Genomic DNA, 16,339 nt, shown 5'->3' with positions numbered 1-16,339 from the left:
ATTCTTTTGTTAAAAGGCTCATGTAATCAAATCCTCCATGGCTAGATGTTGTTGTTCAATTAATTTCTCATGTTTTTCTGTCAGTTTGGCTTCCTGAATCATGGTGGAGATAATGGTTGTACCGTTGAGAACATCTAAAATGCTTGCGATTTTTAATGTAGGGGCGACTTGATGATGTAACCAGTTCAATGTTCGTTCAAAAGAATAAGGCTCTGGCTGTGTGGTTAGGCGTAATGCTCCACGATTTTTACCGATAAACCATTCCCAACGTTCATTAGTTTTCCAATCACTCCGACGTTTAGTGTCGTCTTTATCTGCAAAGCGGATATAGCGATTGATAATTTCAAAGGCTGTTTTTTCCGCCTGTTGATGTGCCAATAAATCTTTCATGGCTTGGGTGGCTCGGTCATTTTTTAACCGAATTTCAAACCGATTCTTTACTTCTGCGTCTTCTAAGGGAACATCATTTTTCACGTATTGCTCATAATCTTTCTCATATATACAGAAATAGACTTCACTTTTTAATGAGCCAATATAAAGTGTGTTTCCCATGTATGGTTTTTCATCACGGTGAACCAATTCACCACTGCGATAATTTTTAAAGCTTCGAAAGACGGAAATGCATTCTTCCTGTTTACATTTCTTTGCCAAATCTGGAATATTCAAAATCCCTGTTTTATCGTTGATAGCTAAATCCAAGCGTTTGAAAATACCTTTATGTTCCATGCAATCTTGAAAGAAATCATACCAGCTCCGATGTTGAGCCAATAGAAAGTTTTCAAATTGCCGACAGCCTTTTCCTTTCAGTTCTAATAAAACACCTTTACTTACATCATGAGAGACTAGGACAACAATATCACCGAAACGATAGTGTTCGGGATAAGAATAATAGCCAAAGTCTTCGTGTAGCATATAATCCATATTCAAACGTAAAACCTCACCGATAATTTGAGCCACATCATTGGTAGGGAATCGAATCCGTACATAGTCGAATAACATCTCCAATGGGTTATCGGGATTGAAGCGTTCCAAAGCGTTCAGTAAATCTTCTTTCACCTGTTGAGTAGGGACTGCCTTGCCTGTTTCAATATCCGATAGGTAAGGTCTGGTAATATGAGAAGCAACCGCCAGTTTATTTTGAGAAACGCCATAAGCCAGTCGCTTTTCTTTCAATTCCTTAATCCAAATTTTTTCGTTTTCCATTCGCAAACCTCCAATCTAAAAAAGATGTAAACTATGACCCTTGAGTTTACACCTTTCATATTTTCCGCAATCCTTTGTACCATCAACATTGGTTGATGAGAATTGCCTGTTTTCAGTTGTATTTGTGCCCCCCTGTTAGATAGAGGGGGCTAAAGGATTGGCGTGGCTAACGCCACACCAATCAAAGCAAGTCTGAACCTGTACCTTTCACTTCGTGCGGTACAGGCTCAGATTGCTTTTTTTGAATGACTTTTCCTATTTCTCCTAAGAAATCGTACCTTTTTGGTACAAGGGGTGTATAAAACTCACTAATCACACTTTTTCCTGTATCCACGTAACCTCTTCCCTTGATGGGTTTTAAGAAAAATTGTTTTTGTGTATCGCTTCCGAACATCATACCAAAGCCCATTTCAGACATACGACCCAAAGCCACACGGAAGTTAAAGTTGTCCCGAATCCCATCACTAAAATATTTTGCGTCTGGACGTTGACAGGCAAGAATTAAAAAGAAGCCTGCTTGTCGTCCTAACATTACAATTTGTTTGAGTTTATGAATAACGGTGGTACTTTCACGACCTAGCATATCCATCATTGCCACATATTCATCAAAAATAAGAAAATTGGCAGACAAACCAAGATAAGCATAATTTTCTCCTGTTTTATAGTTAGGGTGTTGTTTCATGGTTTCACTGCGATCAATCATATCTTCGTAAAATTGATTGATACATGCCAACATATCTTCTTTACGGTAATAGACATTATTCATGACCGCCCCTAAGTCTGCCAAATCAGCATTTTTAGGGTCAAGAATATAAAGCTTTGCATTTGTATGCAGGAGAGATTCAATCAATGTGAGAATAAAATAGGATTTTCCACTACCAGTGCCCCCAGCAATTAACATGTGAGGGAGAGAATCGAACTCCCAATAGACCGATTCCATCAATTTGACACGTCCATCTTGAGCTACCACGTCTTCAATGCCAATTCGATTGCCAATAGTATCATAAAGTAGGACATACTCTACATAAGAATCTTTCAACGTTTTTTCCACTAATTCACAATACAATCCTGTTTCTAGTTTGTTTTCTAGGTGCAAAAGCTGATCTTGATATTTCCCTAAGGTGATTTCTACATGAATATGGATTAGTCCATCTTTCATTCGATAATATATTTTAGGAAAATGGCGGATTCGTTGTTTGGTTTTCTTGCTGGGTAAATCTTTAAAGAATCCCTCTGATTGAGTTTCTTCGGCTTCATACCAATGATTTTCTAAAATCATACGAGCTAACTTTTGACGGTGCTCTAACTGTTTTATAGAATCTATACGATAGTGATAATAAAGCCAGCTGATAAGTCCGCATACAAAAAGAGCAGTGAGAATACTGCTCCAAAAGTATGGCGTATGAAGTTGATAGAAAAATGTATCTAACTGAACTGCTTGCCAGTTCACCGATTGTAACGCTCTCCAATGAAAAGGGAGTAGGACGACTAGAAAAACTACCAGCAATGAAATTAGTACAAAATGATAGACCAAGTGCTTATCGTTGGCTTTGATTCGCTCTCCTCTGTCATGAAGCAATGGCATAAAAATCCTCCTTTCCACCTATCAAAATAATTGTGTATTGTAGATACGAGCCTGTTTATCAAAAGTTGGTTGAGAAATGGCTTCATATTTCTGATAAGCGATTCGCTTTTCAAAGCGTAAATTTTTTTCTTTCGGATAATAATGACGTCGATAGAGAGTGTGTCCTAACAGTTTTTTCGCTTCTTTTGTCAACGGATAGAGATAGCGAAACATGCGTCCATTGATTTTCTCAATCCCTTTGTATTCGCAAAATGCCTGGGAAAGCCAATGCTTTTTCTCTACCTGTTCAAAGCGAGCATTTTCCTCTAATAAAAGGCGAGCACTTCGAGGGTGTATCTTTTCCCATGACTGCTTATCACGATAGACACTTGTCTTGAAATACCCGCAGTAAAAGAAGTTGGACGCTTGATAGACATAGCCACATTTTCCCTCAATTCCATCTGCCAGTGTATATAAAAAATGACAGTCCGTATGTTCTTTCAACCACTTAATTAGAGCTGAAAGAGCTTGACTGCCAAAATAATTGGTTTGATTCATTTCTGGAAGAAAACACATCTTTCCAATTTCTAAATAATCTGTGGTTTGAAGGGAACTGTCGGGAAAGAGTTTGCGTATGGTTTGTAGGGGTTGCGTACCCCAGCCTAATTCCACAACGCCTAATAATTTTTCTTCTGAAAAAATCCCTAGAAAGTATTTACACAATCTAGGGAGTATCTTTGAATAATGGTATTGCCGAATAAAAGAAATGGCTTCATCCTTCGGAATTTCTTTCAAAATCAATGGTGTGTTTGTCATAAGCAACACCTATTTTTCACTTTCGGACGCTTCTTTTTTATATTTCTGATGAGGTTTTGTCTGTCCTTTTAATACAAGATCGTCTGCTTTCACGTACCAATCAACGTCTGCCCCTCGAAAAGTAGCCGTCGCTACGGTATCTGCCACAGGATTGATTAATTCCACTTCTGCGTTGTAGTCAAATTCTTTCAAAGGAACAGAAGCGGGGATACTGACTTGTATCATGCGTCCTTGTCCTTTTGATTTTAAGTCATAGGTACGTTCTTTAATTTCTTCGGAAACCGTACCATCTTCATTCTGGATACGAACCTCACGACGCAAGGCGGAAAATTTCAATGTGCCAAATGTCTGGTCTTTTTCAATCACAATACCTTCTGCTAATCTCATATTTTTTCACCTTTCCTTTCTTATGCTTTCACCATATCGTCTGCGTGCATAATGTAATTGGTAAATCCTCGATTGCCAATTTTATAACCTTCTGCGGTAATATGTGGGTTGATGAGTTTGACTTTTTCGTCGGATTCAAAATGTTTCTCGCCAGCTTCGGAGGGAAGAATGACAACAATATCATCTGCTCGTTGAATCGTTGAGTATAAATTGTAACTACGAGAGAGAATGGTTGGTCTGCCATTTATTCGACGTTGTTCAATGTTCCCTTCACCAGCATATTCTAATTGTCCAAATGTTTTTTCCATATTGGGAATGACATATTTAAGTTCCATATTTTTACCTATCCTTTCTGTTTTTATGTTTGAATGAATCTTATTTGTGTGATGGTTTTAAAGGGGGGAGAGCGACCTTTTGATTCTTGATTTTTTATTTTCATAAGTTCACTTCCTTTCAAAATTGGGTAAAAAAATAGACGCTCCGTACTGAGCGTCCGATTCCTACTATATTTAAAACAACGACTACCTAGGTATTTTAAATATTATAATCAAATTCTATTTTATCTAATAATTGAGTGGGATAAAGCAAGTCTCCTTTACTCGTAAAATAACCCACCTCTGAGAAAAGAAATAAATTATTTTTTGCTCTTGAACAAATTACGTATAGTAGTTTTCTCGCTGAACTAATTCCTTTATCAGAAACATTAAAAATTTCATTCCAATGAGGAATTTTCCCGTTTAGAAGATTAATAGCGATAACAGTATCATACTCATTTCCTTTAACTTTATGTGCTGTAGTAAGTGTGATACCATCTCGAGATTTAAACATCTTCTTAAAACTAGATACACTACTAGATAATGAATTATTTTTTATCCGATCTTCTACTTCGTTAATAAAAAATAGATAGTGCTTAAAAATAGACGGGTAATTTTTCTCGTCAATATTAAGATTAACAAATATATGTTTGGTAACAAATTTGTATAAATCAACACCGTTGTCGTCTCCACTATACATTCTTTTCACACTGTTTATTAGCTGTAATAAATCTAAGTCAATAAAATAATCTTTAACTTCTATTCCAAATTCATTTTTTAATATAATTAAAATATCGTTTGCAATTAGCTTTCTTCTTCGAACCTTTTCACCTGATTCAGTAAAGTACAAAATTGCTAACTTGAAAAATAAACTATGATTATTTACCTTAATTGGTGATATATTTATAGCATCAAAATTGCAATACGGTAATTCTTTCTTTAAATACTCACCCAGTGAAAACAGAGGATAGTGTTGAGGAGCAAGTACACAAATATCTTTTTCATGAATGCCGCTTTCAATCTTTTCCTTTATTATATTTTTTATTATGTTGGGTAAATCCTCCTTAGTAACTTTGCAATCATAACTTATAAAACCACGGTCGTTTTTATTATTCCCTCTGCTTTCAATCTCGTAAGGACAACTCTGAAAATTAGAGTAGAAGTCTACTAATCTCTGATTAGACCTGTAACAGCCATGTAGCGTCTTTGATTGAAAAGTGTGACTAGTTAGCATTTCTAGTTCTTCAACTGATTTAGCTATACCATCTAATGATCCATAAATTGCTTGGTCAATATCTCCAACAAACATTGACTGAATTTGAGGGTTGTTTTGAAGTAATTTAGCTATTACATTGTATTGTAATTCTCTAGTATCTTGAAATTCATCCACATAAATCGCCCTTATATTACTAGCAATATTACGTGCAACGTTACTGTTTACAGTTAAAATTTTATACGCTACTAGTAAAATCATATCAAAATCAATTTCTTTATTTTTTTCCAACATAGTGTGATACATTTCAGAAACTTGAGTATACTGAACTTCATTAATTTTAAAATCATGAGAAAGTGACAAATCAATTTTGTTCAGTTCATACGTTTTGAGATTTAAATTCAGCATATTATTAATTTGGCTGACGTAAGCTCTTTGAGTATAATCATCAATAATTGTAAATCCTTTTGATACTCTTGAGAGATTCATTTTAAAAGGATAAATAATAAATTCAAGACAAAACTGATGTATTGTCCCCACCCAAATATTAATATCATCATCTATACTAAGTAAACTTAGGCGTTCCTTAATTTCTTCAGCAGCTCTATTAGTGTATGTGATAGCAATTATTCTTTTTAGTGATCCATCGTGTTTAATTGCTTGGTAAGCAATTTTCCTTGTAAGTACCCTTGTTTTCCCACTCCCAGGACATGCATTTACATAAAGGTTATCTTCACTTTCCACAACATCTTTTTGTTCTAAATTTAAATCATTTACGATTTTTTCGAAGATATTTGTCATTTTGAAACCTCAGCATAAAGTATTTTTGTGTAATTTTCTATCTGATTGATTAGATACACAACATCCTCATCTTTACCAAAGTACTCTAATAAAGAAATTATTGCTATATTCAAATCAGCTGTATCACTTGTTTTTAAACTAGCTGATAAAGCTGACAATTCTGTAGTTTCCTCGTACAAGTCGATTGTATGGAGTAGAATTTTTTTATAAATTGAGAGATCTACTATTTCCTGACATGCAAAAGCAATAGCATTAAGAATATACTTAGGAATTTTGATTAAAAAGTCAATTTTTTCACCTAACTCAATTGCAAACCACCCCTTACCAACATGATTGGCTAGTTTTAACATCGCTAAATTTCTTTCTAAATATTGTTCACTTTGTATTTCTTCTTTATAAGCAGTTATTGTTTTTTTATCTTTGAATGCGTCATCTATAATTGGACTGACATAAGTTAGAATATTTTCTTTATTCACATCTAAAAACTCAATTTCAAATGTTGTATTAGCATAAAAACAATTAACCCAATTGTTTTCATTAAAAAGGGAGGATAATTTTTCTTTTCTTGCTTGACCTTTCTCTTGTGCAGTGCTTTTATACAATCGATGTTCTGATGGGATTGCCTGTTCATCTAAATCAGTTACAATAGCACACTTTCTCTGTATTCTATCATCGTCAAACAAGCTAGCGATATATTCAAACGAAGTACTACCAACATTAATCAAACCTATTCCAAGTTCGTCTAAGTTTATACCAAATAATTTTTTTACTATTTGAGGAATAAGTATTTCTTCAGCATCTCCTTCAACTAAGATAACACCTTTAGAAAAAAGCAATCCATTTCTTTTAACATCTAAATATCTCTCTACTGCGTTTATTAGATTTAGATTGTTCTTTTTTAACTTTTCTTTAGCAAATGAGTTCAGATTATTTGCTGGATTCATAACGATAGATTTGCCATTAAACGATTTTAATACATTCATCCGAGATATTTCAGACACTTCAGCTAAATGTACAGAATGTGTGGTCATGAGAATCTGAGTATAGTTTTTTTGAAGATTTAATCCTTCGAACAGAGTTTTTTGAATATGATGATGAATATGAGCTTCTGGTTCTTCAATCAACATAATATTAAGTAGTTCTCTTGAACGACACGCTTCAAATTCGACTATTTTCAAAGCTAAATAAATCATATTTAGATGTCCTAACCCTAGTAAGTCTAAGTCGATATTTTGTTCTGGCTTCATTGAAAGAAATTTTGCTAAAGAACCCATATCATCTGACATAGTTGAGGAAAGAAGAAGATTAGGAGAATACACTGAACCAATTATGCTATTTAGTTGCCGATTAATATTTTCGCCAATTTTCCTAATTTCAGGAACACTGGTAATAGTCTCATTTAATTGCTGTATAATTGTTTTTAATGACTCAACATTATCTGATGATATTTTTGATTCAATTGTTTCCATGATTCTTTTGACTGGGTTTCGATTGTTTTTCATTTCTCTAAGAACATCTCGAAGAGCGTCAACATAAACAACCGAAATATGCTTGAAAATATCTGACATGTCAATTCTTGAGCCCAACAGAGCTTCATCGTCTTCTTCAGGATTACTAGCTATATTGTCATTGAGTCTTCCTACCAATTTATCATAATTTTCATTGATACAGAAATTTAGATTTGATTTAGATGTGTAGTAAAATTCATAGTCGGATAGACGAATAGAATTTCTAAATTCGTTAAATTGATGAGAGTCTAATTCAGTGGAAATATCAAATAATTGCTTTCTAATAGCTTTGTTAGGTCTAATAAATAGAGAAATACTACCTACACCTTTATCTGCATTTGAAATCAATTCTTCTAAGATTGTTTGACTTTCAGAATTTAAAGAAATGGAAGCACAAATCTCATTGTCAAATTCTTCTTCGCTGATTCCTTCAAATGTCGCAGAGATAATAATCCAATGCCCTTGCCACCCATTTTGAATTCCATGAAAAAAATCTGATTCTTTTAGTGTTTTACTACTATAGTAATAACTATCATCTAATAAGATTCTCAATGCAGTAAGAGCATTGGTTTTCCCTGAATCATTCTCACCTATAATAGTATTTGTCTCATTATCGAATCGAAAGATTTCGGATTCATAATTTCTAAAATTTCGAATTTGAAGAGTAGATATAAACATAAGCAGATCTCCTAACTATTTAATTAATATGATTATATAGTAAGTTTATCATAAATTATGTTAGTAAAAGTTCTCATTATAAGGGTGCGTCAATAATTTTGTGTAAATGATTCTTCCCTACTGCAGATTGTTTCTAATTCTCAATCAGTTGGCTTAGCATTTGTTCGAGCTCGCCTTCGGCCTGTTGGAAACCTTTATGACTGCGACCTAGGAATTTTTGGTTGTAAGTATCAAAAGACGAGACTAAGAAACGTTCCATCGACTCTTCATTTTGGAACTGTTCCTTGCGGTGGCTGTATTTCTTGATTTGTTTATTAAAGGATTCAATCAAGTTCGTAGAATAAATACTCTTGCGTATGGCCAAGGGGAAATCATAGAAAGTGAGCAAGTGATCGTTCGAAAGAATCGATTCAACCACTTTTGGATAGCTGGTTTTCCATTTTTCCGCAAAAGTACCACGTGCTTCCAACGCCACCTCTTTAGATGAGGCTTGATACACCATTTTAAAATCATCACAGACTTCCTTACGATCATCGACACGCACTTTATGACTGATATTACGGGAAACGTGTACACAACAATGTTGAAAACGAGCTTTGGGATAGAACCGACTAATCGCTCCTACCATCCCCTTTAAGCCATCCGTGATGAACAGGAGGACATTTTTCAAACCGCGCTCTTGAAGGTCCAATAAAATTTCCTCCCAAATCGTGATGGATTCAGTCGGTGCAATCGCATAGCTCAATACTTCCTTTGATCCGTCCGGGCGAATGCCAACTGCGATATGAATAGCTTCCTTGGCGACGGTTTTCCGCTTTAACGGAATATACGTTGCGTCCATATAAATAGCAGCATAACGGTCATGAAGCTCCCGCCCATTAAACGCCGTTACCTCTTCTGTAAATGATTTTGTTATATTGGACATGGTTTGGGGCGTGTAGTAATGCCCATACATTTTCTCAATCAAGTCTGCGATTTCCGACATGGTAATACCTTTTCGGAAGAGGTGAATGACGGTCTCCTCTAACGTGTCATTCGTCCGTCTATAAGCAGGAACAGTCTGTTGCTTGAACTCACCATTGCGGTCGCGCGGAATCTGGAGATGAAGTTCCCCATACTCGGTCTTGACCGTACGGTCATAGGAGCCGTTACGAGAATTACCCGTGTTAAAACCAATGCGATCATACTTTTCGTAATCTAGGAAAGCCGTTAACTCCGTTTTGAGAAGCGTATTGACTGCTTTCTCCAAATGGACACGGAATAATTCATTCAAATCGCCTTTGTTCGCTAGAGTCTTTAGAATTTCTGTAGTAAAATCGTTCATAGGGAAGTCCTCTCTTCTGTGAATGTGTTGTGGTAACTCTATTCTACAGAAGGGACTTCCTTTTTTCTATTTACACAAAATATTTTACACTCTCCATTATAACAATTGGGTTAAAAAGAAAATAGATAGTATTCTACCTCATATTTATTTGAAAGTAATATATAAAAGACGTTCAAATTCGAACGCCTCTCGTTAACCAAATATTGGATTCAGAATCTAGTTTTCATATATAAACAGAGTATGATTAGGTGCAAAAATTGCACTTTTATTGCACTTTTATTTTTATTTATAGTGTTTTACTGTTCTGTATATTGTTTTAACTCCCTTGATAGTATCGCATTCTGTTTTATACACTTTACGTTGAAAACAGAGAAGAAGTTGTAGCAGGAACACAAATGAATAACGTTAAATTTATTAAACCTGTATACCCAGGTAATACATTGTACGTTATCGCTGAAATTACAAATAAGAAATCCATAAAAAAAGAAAATGGACTCGTTACAGTGTCACTTTCAACATACAATGAAAATGAAGAAATTGTATTTAAGGGAGAAGTAACAGCACTTATTAATAATTCATAATAAAACAGTGAAGCAACCATCGTTACGGATTGCTTCACTGTTTTGTTATTCATCTATATCGTATTTTTTATTACCGTTCTCATATAGCTCATCATACACTTTACCTGAGATTTTGGCATTGTAGCTAGCCATTCCTTTATCTTGTACATCTTTAACATTAATAGCCATCATCATGTTTGGATTATCTTTATCATATGATATAAACCACCCAATTTGTCTGCCAGTTTCTCCTTGTTTCATTTTGAGTTCTGCAGTACCGGATTTGCCAATTAAGTTTGCATAAGATCTATAAATATCTTCTTTATGTGTTTTATTTACGACTTGTTGCATACCATCAGTTAATAGATTGATATTTTCTTTGGAAATAATATTTTTCTTCCAAACTTTGTTTTTCGTGTCTTTTAATAAGTGAGGTGCGTTAATATTGCCATTATTTTCTAATGCGCTATAGATTGAAAGGATCTGTACTGGGTTAATCAGTATTTCACCTTGTCCGTAACCTGAATCAGCTAATAATATTTCATTATCTAAATTTTTGTTTGAAATTTGAGCATTATAAAATGGATAATCACTTGGTATATCTTCACCAACACCTAGTTTTTTCATGCCTTTTTCAAATTTCTTACTGCCTAATTCGAGTGCTACTCTAGCAAAGAAAATGTTATCTGATGATTCTATTGCTTGTTTTAAGTCGATATTACCATTTACCACTTCATATCTTGTAACGTTGTAACCACCCCAAGATTTATCTTTTTGCCAACCTTTACCATCGATTTTATAACTTGTTTTATCGTCTAATGTTTTGTTATTTAACCCAATCATTGCTGTTAATATTTTTTGAGTTGAACCTGGTGAAGTTGTAATCTGGAACTTGTTGAGCAGAGGTTCTTTTTTATCTTCGGTTAATTTATTATATTCTTCGTTACTCATGCCATACATAAATGGATAGACGTCATATGAAGGTGTGCTTACAAGTGCTAATAATTCACCTGTTTGAGGGTGGATAGCAGTACCTGAGCCATAATCATTTTTCATGTTGTTATAAATACTCTTTTGAACTTTAGCATCAATAGTTAGTTGAATATCTTTGCCATCTTTTTTCTTTTTCTCTATTAATGTATGTGCGATTGTATTGCTATTATCGTCAACGATTGTGACACGATAGCCATCTTCATGTTGGAGCTTTTTATCGTAAAGTTTTTCGAGTCCCTTTTTACCAATAACTGCATCATCTTTATAGCCTTTATATTCTTTTTGTTTTAATTCTTCAGAGTTAATGGGACCAACATAACCTAATAGATGTGAAGTCGCTTTTTCTAGAGGATAGTTACGACTTTCTGTTTCATTAGTTGTAAGATGAAATTTTTTTGCGAAATCACTTAAATATTCATCCATTTTTTTAACGGTTTTAAGTGGAACGAAGGTATCATCTTGTACCCAATTTTGATCCATTTGTTGTTTGATATAGTCTTCAGAAATACTTAGTTCTTTAGCGATTGCTTTATAATCTTTTTTAGATACATTCTTTGGAACGATGCCTATCTCATATGCTGTTCCTGTATTGGCCAATTCCACATTGTTTCGGTCTAAAATTTTACCACGTTCTGATTTTAAATTTTCAATATGTATGCTTTGGTCTTTCTGCATTCCTGGAATAATGACGCTATGATCCCAATCTAACTTCCACATACCATCTTCTTTAACAAAATTAAATTGAACGTTGCGATCAATGTTACCGTAGTTTGTTTTAATTTTATATTGAGCATCTACTCGTTTTTTATTTTTAGATACTTTTTTTATTTTACGATCCTGAATGTTTATATCTTTAACGCCTAAACTATTATATATTTTTATCGGACGTTCAGTCATTTCTACTTCACCATTATCGCTTTTAGAAATATAACTGCTATCTTTATAAACTTGTTTGAAATTTTTATCTTCAATTGCATCAATAGTATTATTAATTTCTTTATCTTTTGAAGCATAAAAATATATACCAAACCCGACAACTACAACTATTAAAATAAGTGGAACAATTTTTATCTTTTTCATCAATATCCTCCTTATATAAGACTACATTTGTAGTATATTACAAATGTAGTATTTATGTCAAAATAATGTTATAATTTTTGTGATATGGAGGTGTAGAAGGTGTTATCATCTTTTTTAATGTTAAGTATAATCAGTTCATTGCTCACGATATGTGTAATTTTTTTAGTGAGAATGCTCTATATAAAATATACTCAAAATATTATGTCACATAAGATTTGGTTATTAGTGCTCGTCTCCACGTTAATTCCATTAATACCATTTTACAAAATATCGAATTTTACATTTTCAAAAGATATGATGAATCGAAATGTATCTGACACGACTTCTTCGGTTAGTCATATGTTAGATGGTCAACAATCATCTGTTACGAAAGACTTAGCAATTAATGTTAATCAGTTTGAGACCTCAAATATAACGTATATGATTCTTTTGATATGGGTATTTGGTAGTTTGTTGTGCTTATTTTATATGATTAAGGCATTCCGACAAATTGATGTTATTAAAAGTTCGTCATTGGAATCGTCATATCTTAATGAACGACTTAAAGTATGTCAAAGTAAGATGCAGTTCTACAAAAAGCATATAACAATTAGTTATAGTTCAAACATTGATAATCCGATGGTATTTGGTTTAGTGAAATCCCAAATTGTACTACCAACTGTCGTAGTCGAAACCATGAATGACAAAGAAATTGAATATATTATTCTACATGAACTATCACATGTGAAAAGTCATGACTTAATATTCAACCAGCTTTATGTTGTTTTTAAAATGATATTCTGGTTTAATCCTGCACTATATATAAGTAAAACAATGATGGACAATGACTGTGAAAAAGTATGTGATAGAAACGTTTTAAAAATTTTGAATCGCCATGAACATATACGTTATGGTGAATCGATATTAAAATGCTCTATTTTAAAATCTCAGCACATAAATAATGTGGCAGCACAATATTTACTAGGTTTTAATTCAAATATTAAAGAACGTGTTAAGTATATTGCACTTTATGATTCAATGCCTAAACCTAATCGAAACAAGCGTATTGTTGCGTATATTGTATGTAGTATATCGCTTTTAATACAAGCACCGTTACTATCTGCACATGTTCAACAAGACAAATATGAAACAAATGTATCATATAAAAAATTAAATCAACTAGCTCCGTATTTCAAAGGATTTGATGGAAGTTTTGTGCTTTATAATGAACGGGAGCAAGCTTATTCTATTTATAATGAACCAGAAAGTAAACAACGATATTCACCTAATTCTACTTACAAAATTTATTTAGCGTTAATGGCATTCGACCAAAATTTACTCTCATTAAATCATACTGAACAACAATGGGATAAACATCAATATCCATTTAAAGAATGGAACCAAGATCAAAATTTAAATTCTTCAATGAAATATTCAGTAAATTGGTATTACGAAAATTTAAACAAACATTTAAGACAAGATGAGGTTAAATCTTATTTAGATCTAATTGAATATGGTAATGAAGAAATATCAGGGAATGAAAATTATTGGAATGAATCTTCATTAAAAATTTCTGCAATAGAACAGGTTAATTTGTTGAAAAATATGAAACAACATAACATGCATTTTGATAATAAGGCTATTGAAAAAGTTGAAAATAGTATGACTTTGAAACAAAAAGATACTTATAAATATGTAGGTAAAACTGGAACAGGAATCGTGAATCACAAAGAAGCAAATGGATGGTTCGTAGGTTATGTTGAAACGAAAGATAATACGTATTATTTTGCTACACATTTAAAAGGCGAAGACAATGCGAATGGCGAAAAAGCACAACAAATTTCTGAGCGTATTTTAAAAGAAATGGAGTTAATATAATGGATAATAAAACGTATGAAATATCATCTGCAGAATGGGAAGTTATGAATATCATTTGGATGAAAAAATATTCAAGTGCGAATAATATAATAGAAGAAATACAAATGCAAAAGGACTGGAGTCCAAAAACCATTCGTACACTTATAACGAGATTGTATAAAAAGGGATTTATAGATCGTAAAAAAGACAATAAAATTTTTCAATATTACTCTCTTGTAGAAGAAAGTGATATAAAATATAAAACATCTAAAAACTTTATCAATAAAGTATACAAAGGCGGTTTCAATTCACTTGTCTTAAACTTTGTAGAAAAAGAAGATCTATCACAAGATGAAATAGAAGAATTGAGAAATATATTGAATAAAAAATAAAATTGTTGTGTTTACAACAATACATAGAAAACAGAGGAAACAATCAAGTCGTTGAATATTTCCTCTGTTTTTTAGTTGAAAAAATTAACCGAAAGCCTGAATGCAAGTCTTGATTAAATCAATAATGCTTGTAATAACACCAGTGAAATCCATATGCATACCCTCTTTCTATTTAAGATACATTAAGTATAATATCAAACAAATAAAAAATGTTAAAAATTCCCTAATTGGCTATTTAGATTGCATAAATGTCAAAAATTTGAAAAACATACAACGACTTTGCATAAAAAATCGTCATATTGGAAATACGTAATTTATTGAAATAATAAAAAAAATAAAAGAACGAAGATGATAACCTAAGTGAGGTTTTAAGTTGTTCTAAGGTTTAATTTAATTTATGTTAAAATAGTTGGTATAAAAATACATGATAAACTATAAACTAAATTCAAAATAACTTATGGGGTAGGCAATTATGGAAAATATTTTAAATATAAATGATAATGAAAAAAGAGTGCTAAGGGAAATTTATAACCATCATAATATTTCGCGTACTCAAATATCTAAAAATCTTGAGATTAATAAGGCAACGATTTCTAGTATTTTGAATAAGTTAAAGTATAAATCTCTTGTTAATGAGGTTGGTGAGGGTGATAGCACGAAGAGTGGTGGTAGAAAACCTATTCTTCTGAAGGTTAATCATCTTTATGGTTATTTTATTTCTTTGGATTTAACTTATAGTTCTGTTGAAGTGATGTACAATTATTTTGATGGTAATGTCATTAAGCATGAATCTTATGATTTACCTGATGAAAAGGTTAGTAGTATATTAAGCATAATAAAAAAACATATTGATATTCAGGAGAAACTTGATACTTATAACGGACTATTAGGTGTGTCTGTTTCTATACATGGAGTTGTGGATAATGAGCAGCATGTGACATATTTACCATTCCATGAAACTGAAGGAATTTCAATTGCTAAGAAAATAAAAGAAATTACTAATGTTCCAGTCGTAGTTGAAAATGAAGCGAATCTTTCAGCGTTATATGAACGTAATTTTAATCATAATTTATCCTACAATAATCTTATTGCTTTAAGTATACATAAAGGTATTGGTGCTGGGCTTATTATTAATAATCAATTGTATCGTGGTGCAAATGGGGAAGCGGGTGAAATTGGAAAAACACTTGTCTCAAAAGTTAGCGATAATGTGGAGATCTTTCATAAGATTGAAGATATTTTTTCACAAGAAGCTTTACTGCATAATTTAAGTAATCAACTAAATGAGAAGATGACGCTTAGCAAATTAATTCAATTTTATAATGAAAAAAATCCAGTCGTAGTTGAAGAAATGGAACAATTTATAAATAAAATTGCTGTTTTAATACATAATTTAAACACCCAGTTTAATCCGAATGCAATTTACATTAACTGTCCATTGTTCAATGAAATGCCTGAAATATTAGAAGCAATTAAGAACCAGTTCAAACAATATTCACGTAACGAAATTCAAATAAAGTTAACATCTAATGTCAAATTTGCAACTTTGCTAGGTGGTACATTAGCAATTATCCAAAAAGTACTACAGATTAATGATATTTACTTAGATATAAAAGCATAAAAAACTAATTCAAATGAATAATCAAAGTTCGTAATTGTCTTTATAAAAA

Annotated in this window: 13 protein-coding genes and 1 pseudogene; 4 read left to right on the top strand and 10 right to left on the bottom strand. The window is 32.6% G+C overall.

Translation table 11 applies throughout. From position 1 onward, the window contains the following. Positions 1 to 18: 18 nt before the first annotated feature. The 8 genes from mobT to LQ611_RS10150 form a co-directional block, all read right to left on the bottom strand. Positions 19 to 1,203 (bottom strand): MobT family relaxase, encoded by a 1,185-nt coding sequence (gene mobT, locus LQ611_RS10185; protein WP_000426689.1) that lies wholly within the window; start codon positions 1,201 to 1,203, stop codon positions 19 to 21. Positions 1,204 to 1,384: 181 nt separating this feature from the next. Continuing rightward, a complete protein-coding gene (locus LQ611_RS10180) occupies positions 1,385 to 2,788 on the bottom strand; it encodes an FtsK/SpoIIIE domain-containing protein (RefSeq protein ID WP_001130244.1) in 1,404 nt (467 codons plus the stop codon). A 21-nt stretch (positions 2,789 to 2,809) separates the two neighbouring features. Then, entirely contained in the window at positions 2,810 to 3,583 is a 774-nt protein-coding gene (locus LQ611_RS10175; protein ID WP_000185761.1) for a Mom family adenine methylcarbamoylation protein, read from the bottom strand. A 9-nt stretch (positions 3,584 to 3,592) separates the two neighbouring features. Continuing rightward, complete coding sequence (locus tag LQ611_RS10170) at positions 3,593 to 3,970, bottom strand: YdcP family protein (protein WP_001234191.1); 378 nt, start codon at positions 3,968 to 3,970, stop codon at positions 3,593 to 3,595. Between the two features lie 20 nt (positions 3,971 to 3,990). Next, positions 3,991 to 4,305, bottom strand: a complete 315-nt coding sequence (locus LQ611_RS10165) for a YdcP family protein (protein WP_000421279.1) — start codon at positions 4,303 to 4,305, stop codon at positions 3,991 to 3,993. Positions 4,306 to 4,504: 199 nt separating this feature from the next. Further along, positions 4,505 to 6,298 carry an ATP-dependent helicase gene (locus LQ611_RS10160; protein ID WP_000181735.1) on the bottom strand — a complete coding sequence of 598 codons (1,794 nt, stop codon included), beginning with the start codon at positions 6,296 to 6,298 and terminating at the stop codon, positions 4,505 to 4,507. Next, on the bottom strand, positions 6,295 to 8,484 hold the full coding sequence (locus LQ611_RS10155; protein WP_000470931.1) for an ATP-dependent nuclease: 2,190 nt from the start codon (positions 8,482 to 8,484) through the stop codon (positions 6,295 to 6,297). Before LQ611_RS10155 ends, LQ611_RS10160 begins: the two co-directional genes overlap by 4 nt. A 133-nt stretch (positions 8,485 to 8,617) precedes the next feature. Further along, positions 8,618 to 9,808 carry an IS256-like element ISLgar5 family transposase gene (locus tag LQ611_RS10150; protein WP_000997694.1) on the bottom strand — a complete coding sequence of 397 codons (1,191 nt, stop codon included), beginning with the start codon at positions 9,806 to 9,808 and terminating at the stop codon, positions 8,618 to 8,620. A 368-nt stretch (positions 9,809 to 10,176) separates the two neighbouring features. On the opposite strand from LQ611_RS10150, the pseudogene LQ611_RS10145 reads away from it, so the two are divergent. Next, a pseudogene (locus LQ611_RS10145) lies at positions 10,177 to 10,389 on the top strand (MaoC/PaaZ C-terminal domain-containing protein); the annotation flags it as partial. A 45-nt stretch (positions 10,390 to 10,434) separates the two neighbouring features. On the opposite strand, the gene mecA reads toward LQ611_RS10145, so the two are convergent. Next, on the bottom strand, positions 10,435 to 12,444 hold the full coding sequence (gene mecA / locus LQ611_RS10140; protein ID WP_063852655.1) for a PBP2a family beta-lactam-resistant peptidoglycan transpeptidase MecA: 2,010 nt from the start codon (positions 12,442 to 12,444) through the stop codon (positions 10,435 to 10,437). Positions 12,445 to 12,540: 96 nt separating this feature from the next. On the opposite strand from mecA, the gene mecR1 reads away from it, so the two are divergent. After that, on the top strand, positions 12,541 to 14,298 hold the full coding sequence (mecR1, locus tag LQ611_RS10135) for a beta-lactam sensor/signal transducer MecR1 (protein WP_000952923.1): 1,758 nt from the start codon (positions 12,541 to 12,543) through the stop codon (positions 14,296 to 14,298). Then, the gene (gene mecI / locus LQ611_RS10130) at positions 14,298 to 14,669 is read left to right on the top strand and encodes a mecA-type methicillin resistance repressor MecI (protein WP_239709557.1); all 372 of its coding nucleotides are present in this window, start codon (positions 14,298 to 14,300) and stop codon (positions 14,667 to 14,669) included. The genes mecR1 and mecI overlap by 1 nt, the downstream gene beginning before the upstream one ends. Positions 14,670 to 14,753: 84 nt before the next feature. Here mecI and psm-mec read toward each other — a convergent pair whose 3' ends face one another. Beyond that, positions 14,754 to 14,822, bottom strand: coding sequence for a phenol-soluble modulin PSM-mec (gene psm-mec, locus LQ611_RS10125; RefSeq protein WP_014532405.1), 69 nt, complete (start codon positions 14,820 to 14,822; stop codon positions 14,754 to 14,756). A gap of 319 nt (positions 14,823 to 15,141) precedes the next feature. Here psm-mec and LQ611_RS10120 point away from each other — a divergent pair, with 319 nt between their 5' ends. Continuing rightward, complete coding sequence (locus tag LQ611_RS10120; protein ID WP_000427807.1) at positions 15,142 to 16,290, top strand: ROK family transcriptional regulator; 1,149 nt, start codon at positions 15,142 to 15,144, stop codon at positions 16,288 to 16,290. The last annotated feature ends 49 nt before the right edge of the window (positions 16,291 to 16,339 follow it).

Origin of the sequence: Mammaliicoccus sp. L-M44 (assembly GCF_022386355.1) — a bacterium.
Classification (GTDB): domain Bacteria; phylum Bacillota; class Bacilli; order Staphylococcales; family Staphylococcaceae; genus Mammaliicoccus; species Mammaliicoccus sciuri_A.
This window is presented reverse-complemented; position numbering and strand designations above follow the sequence as displayed.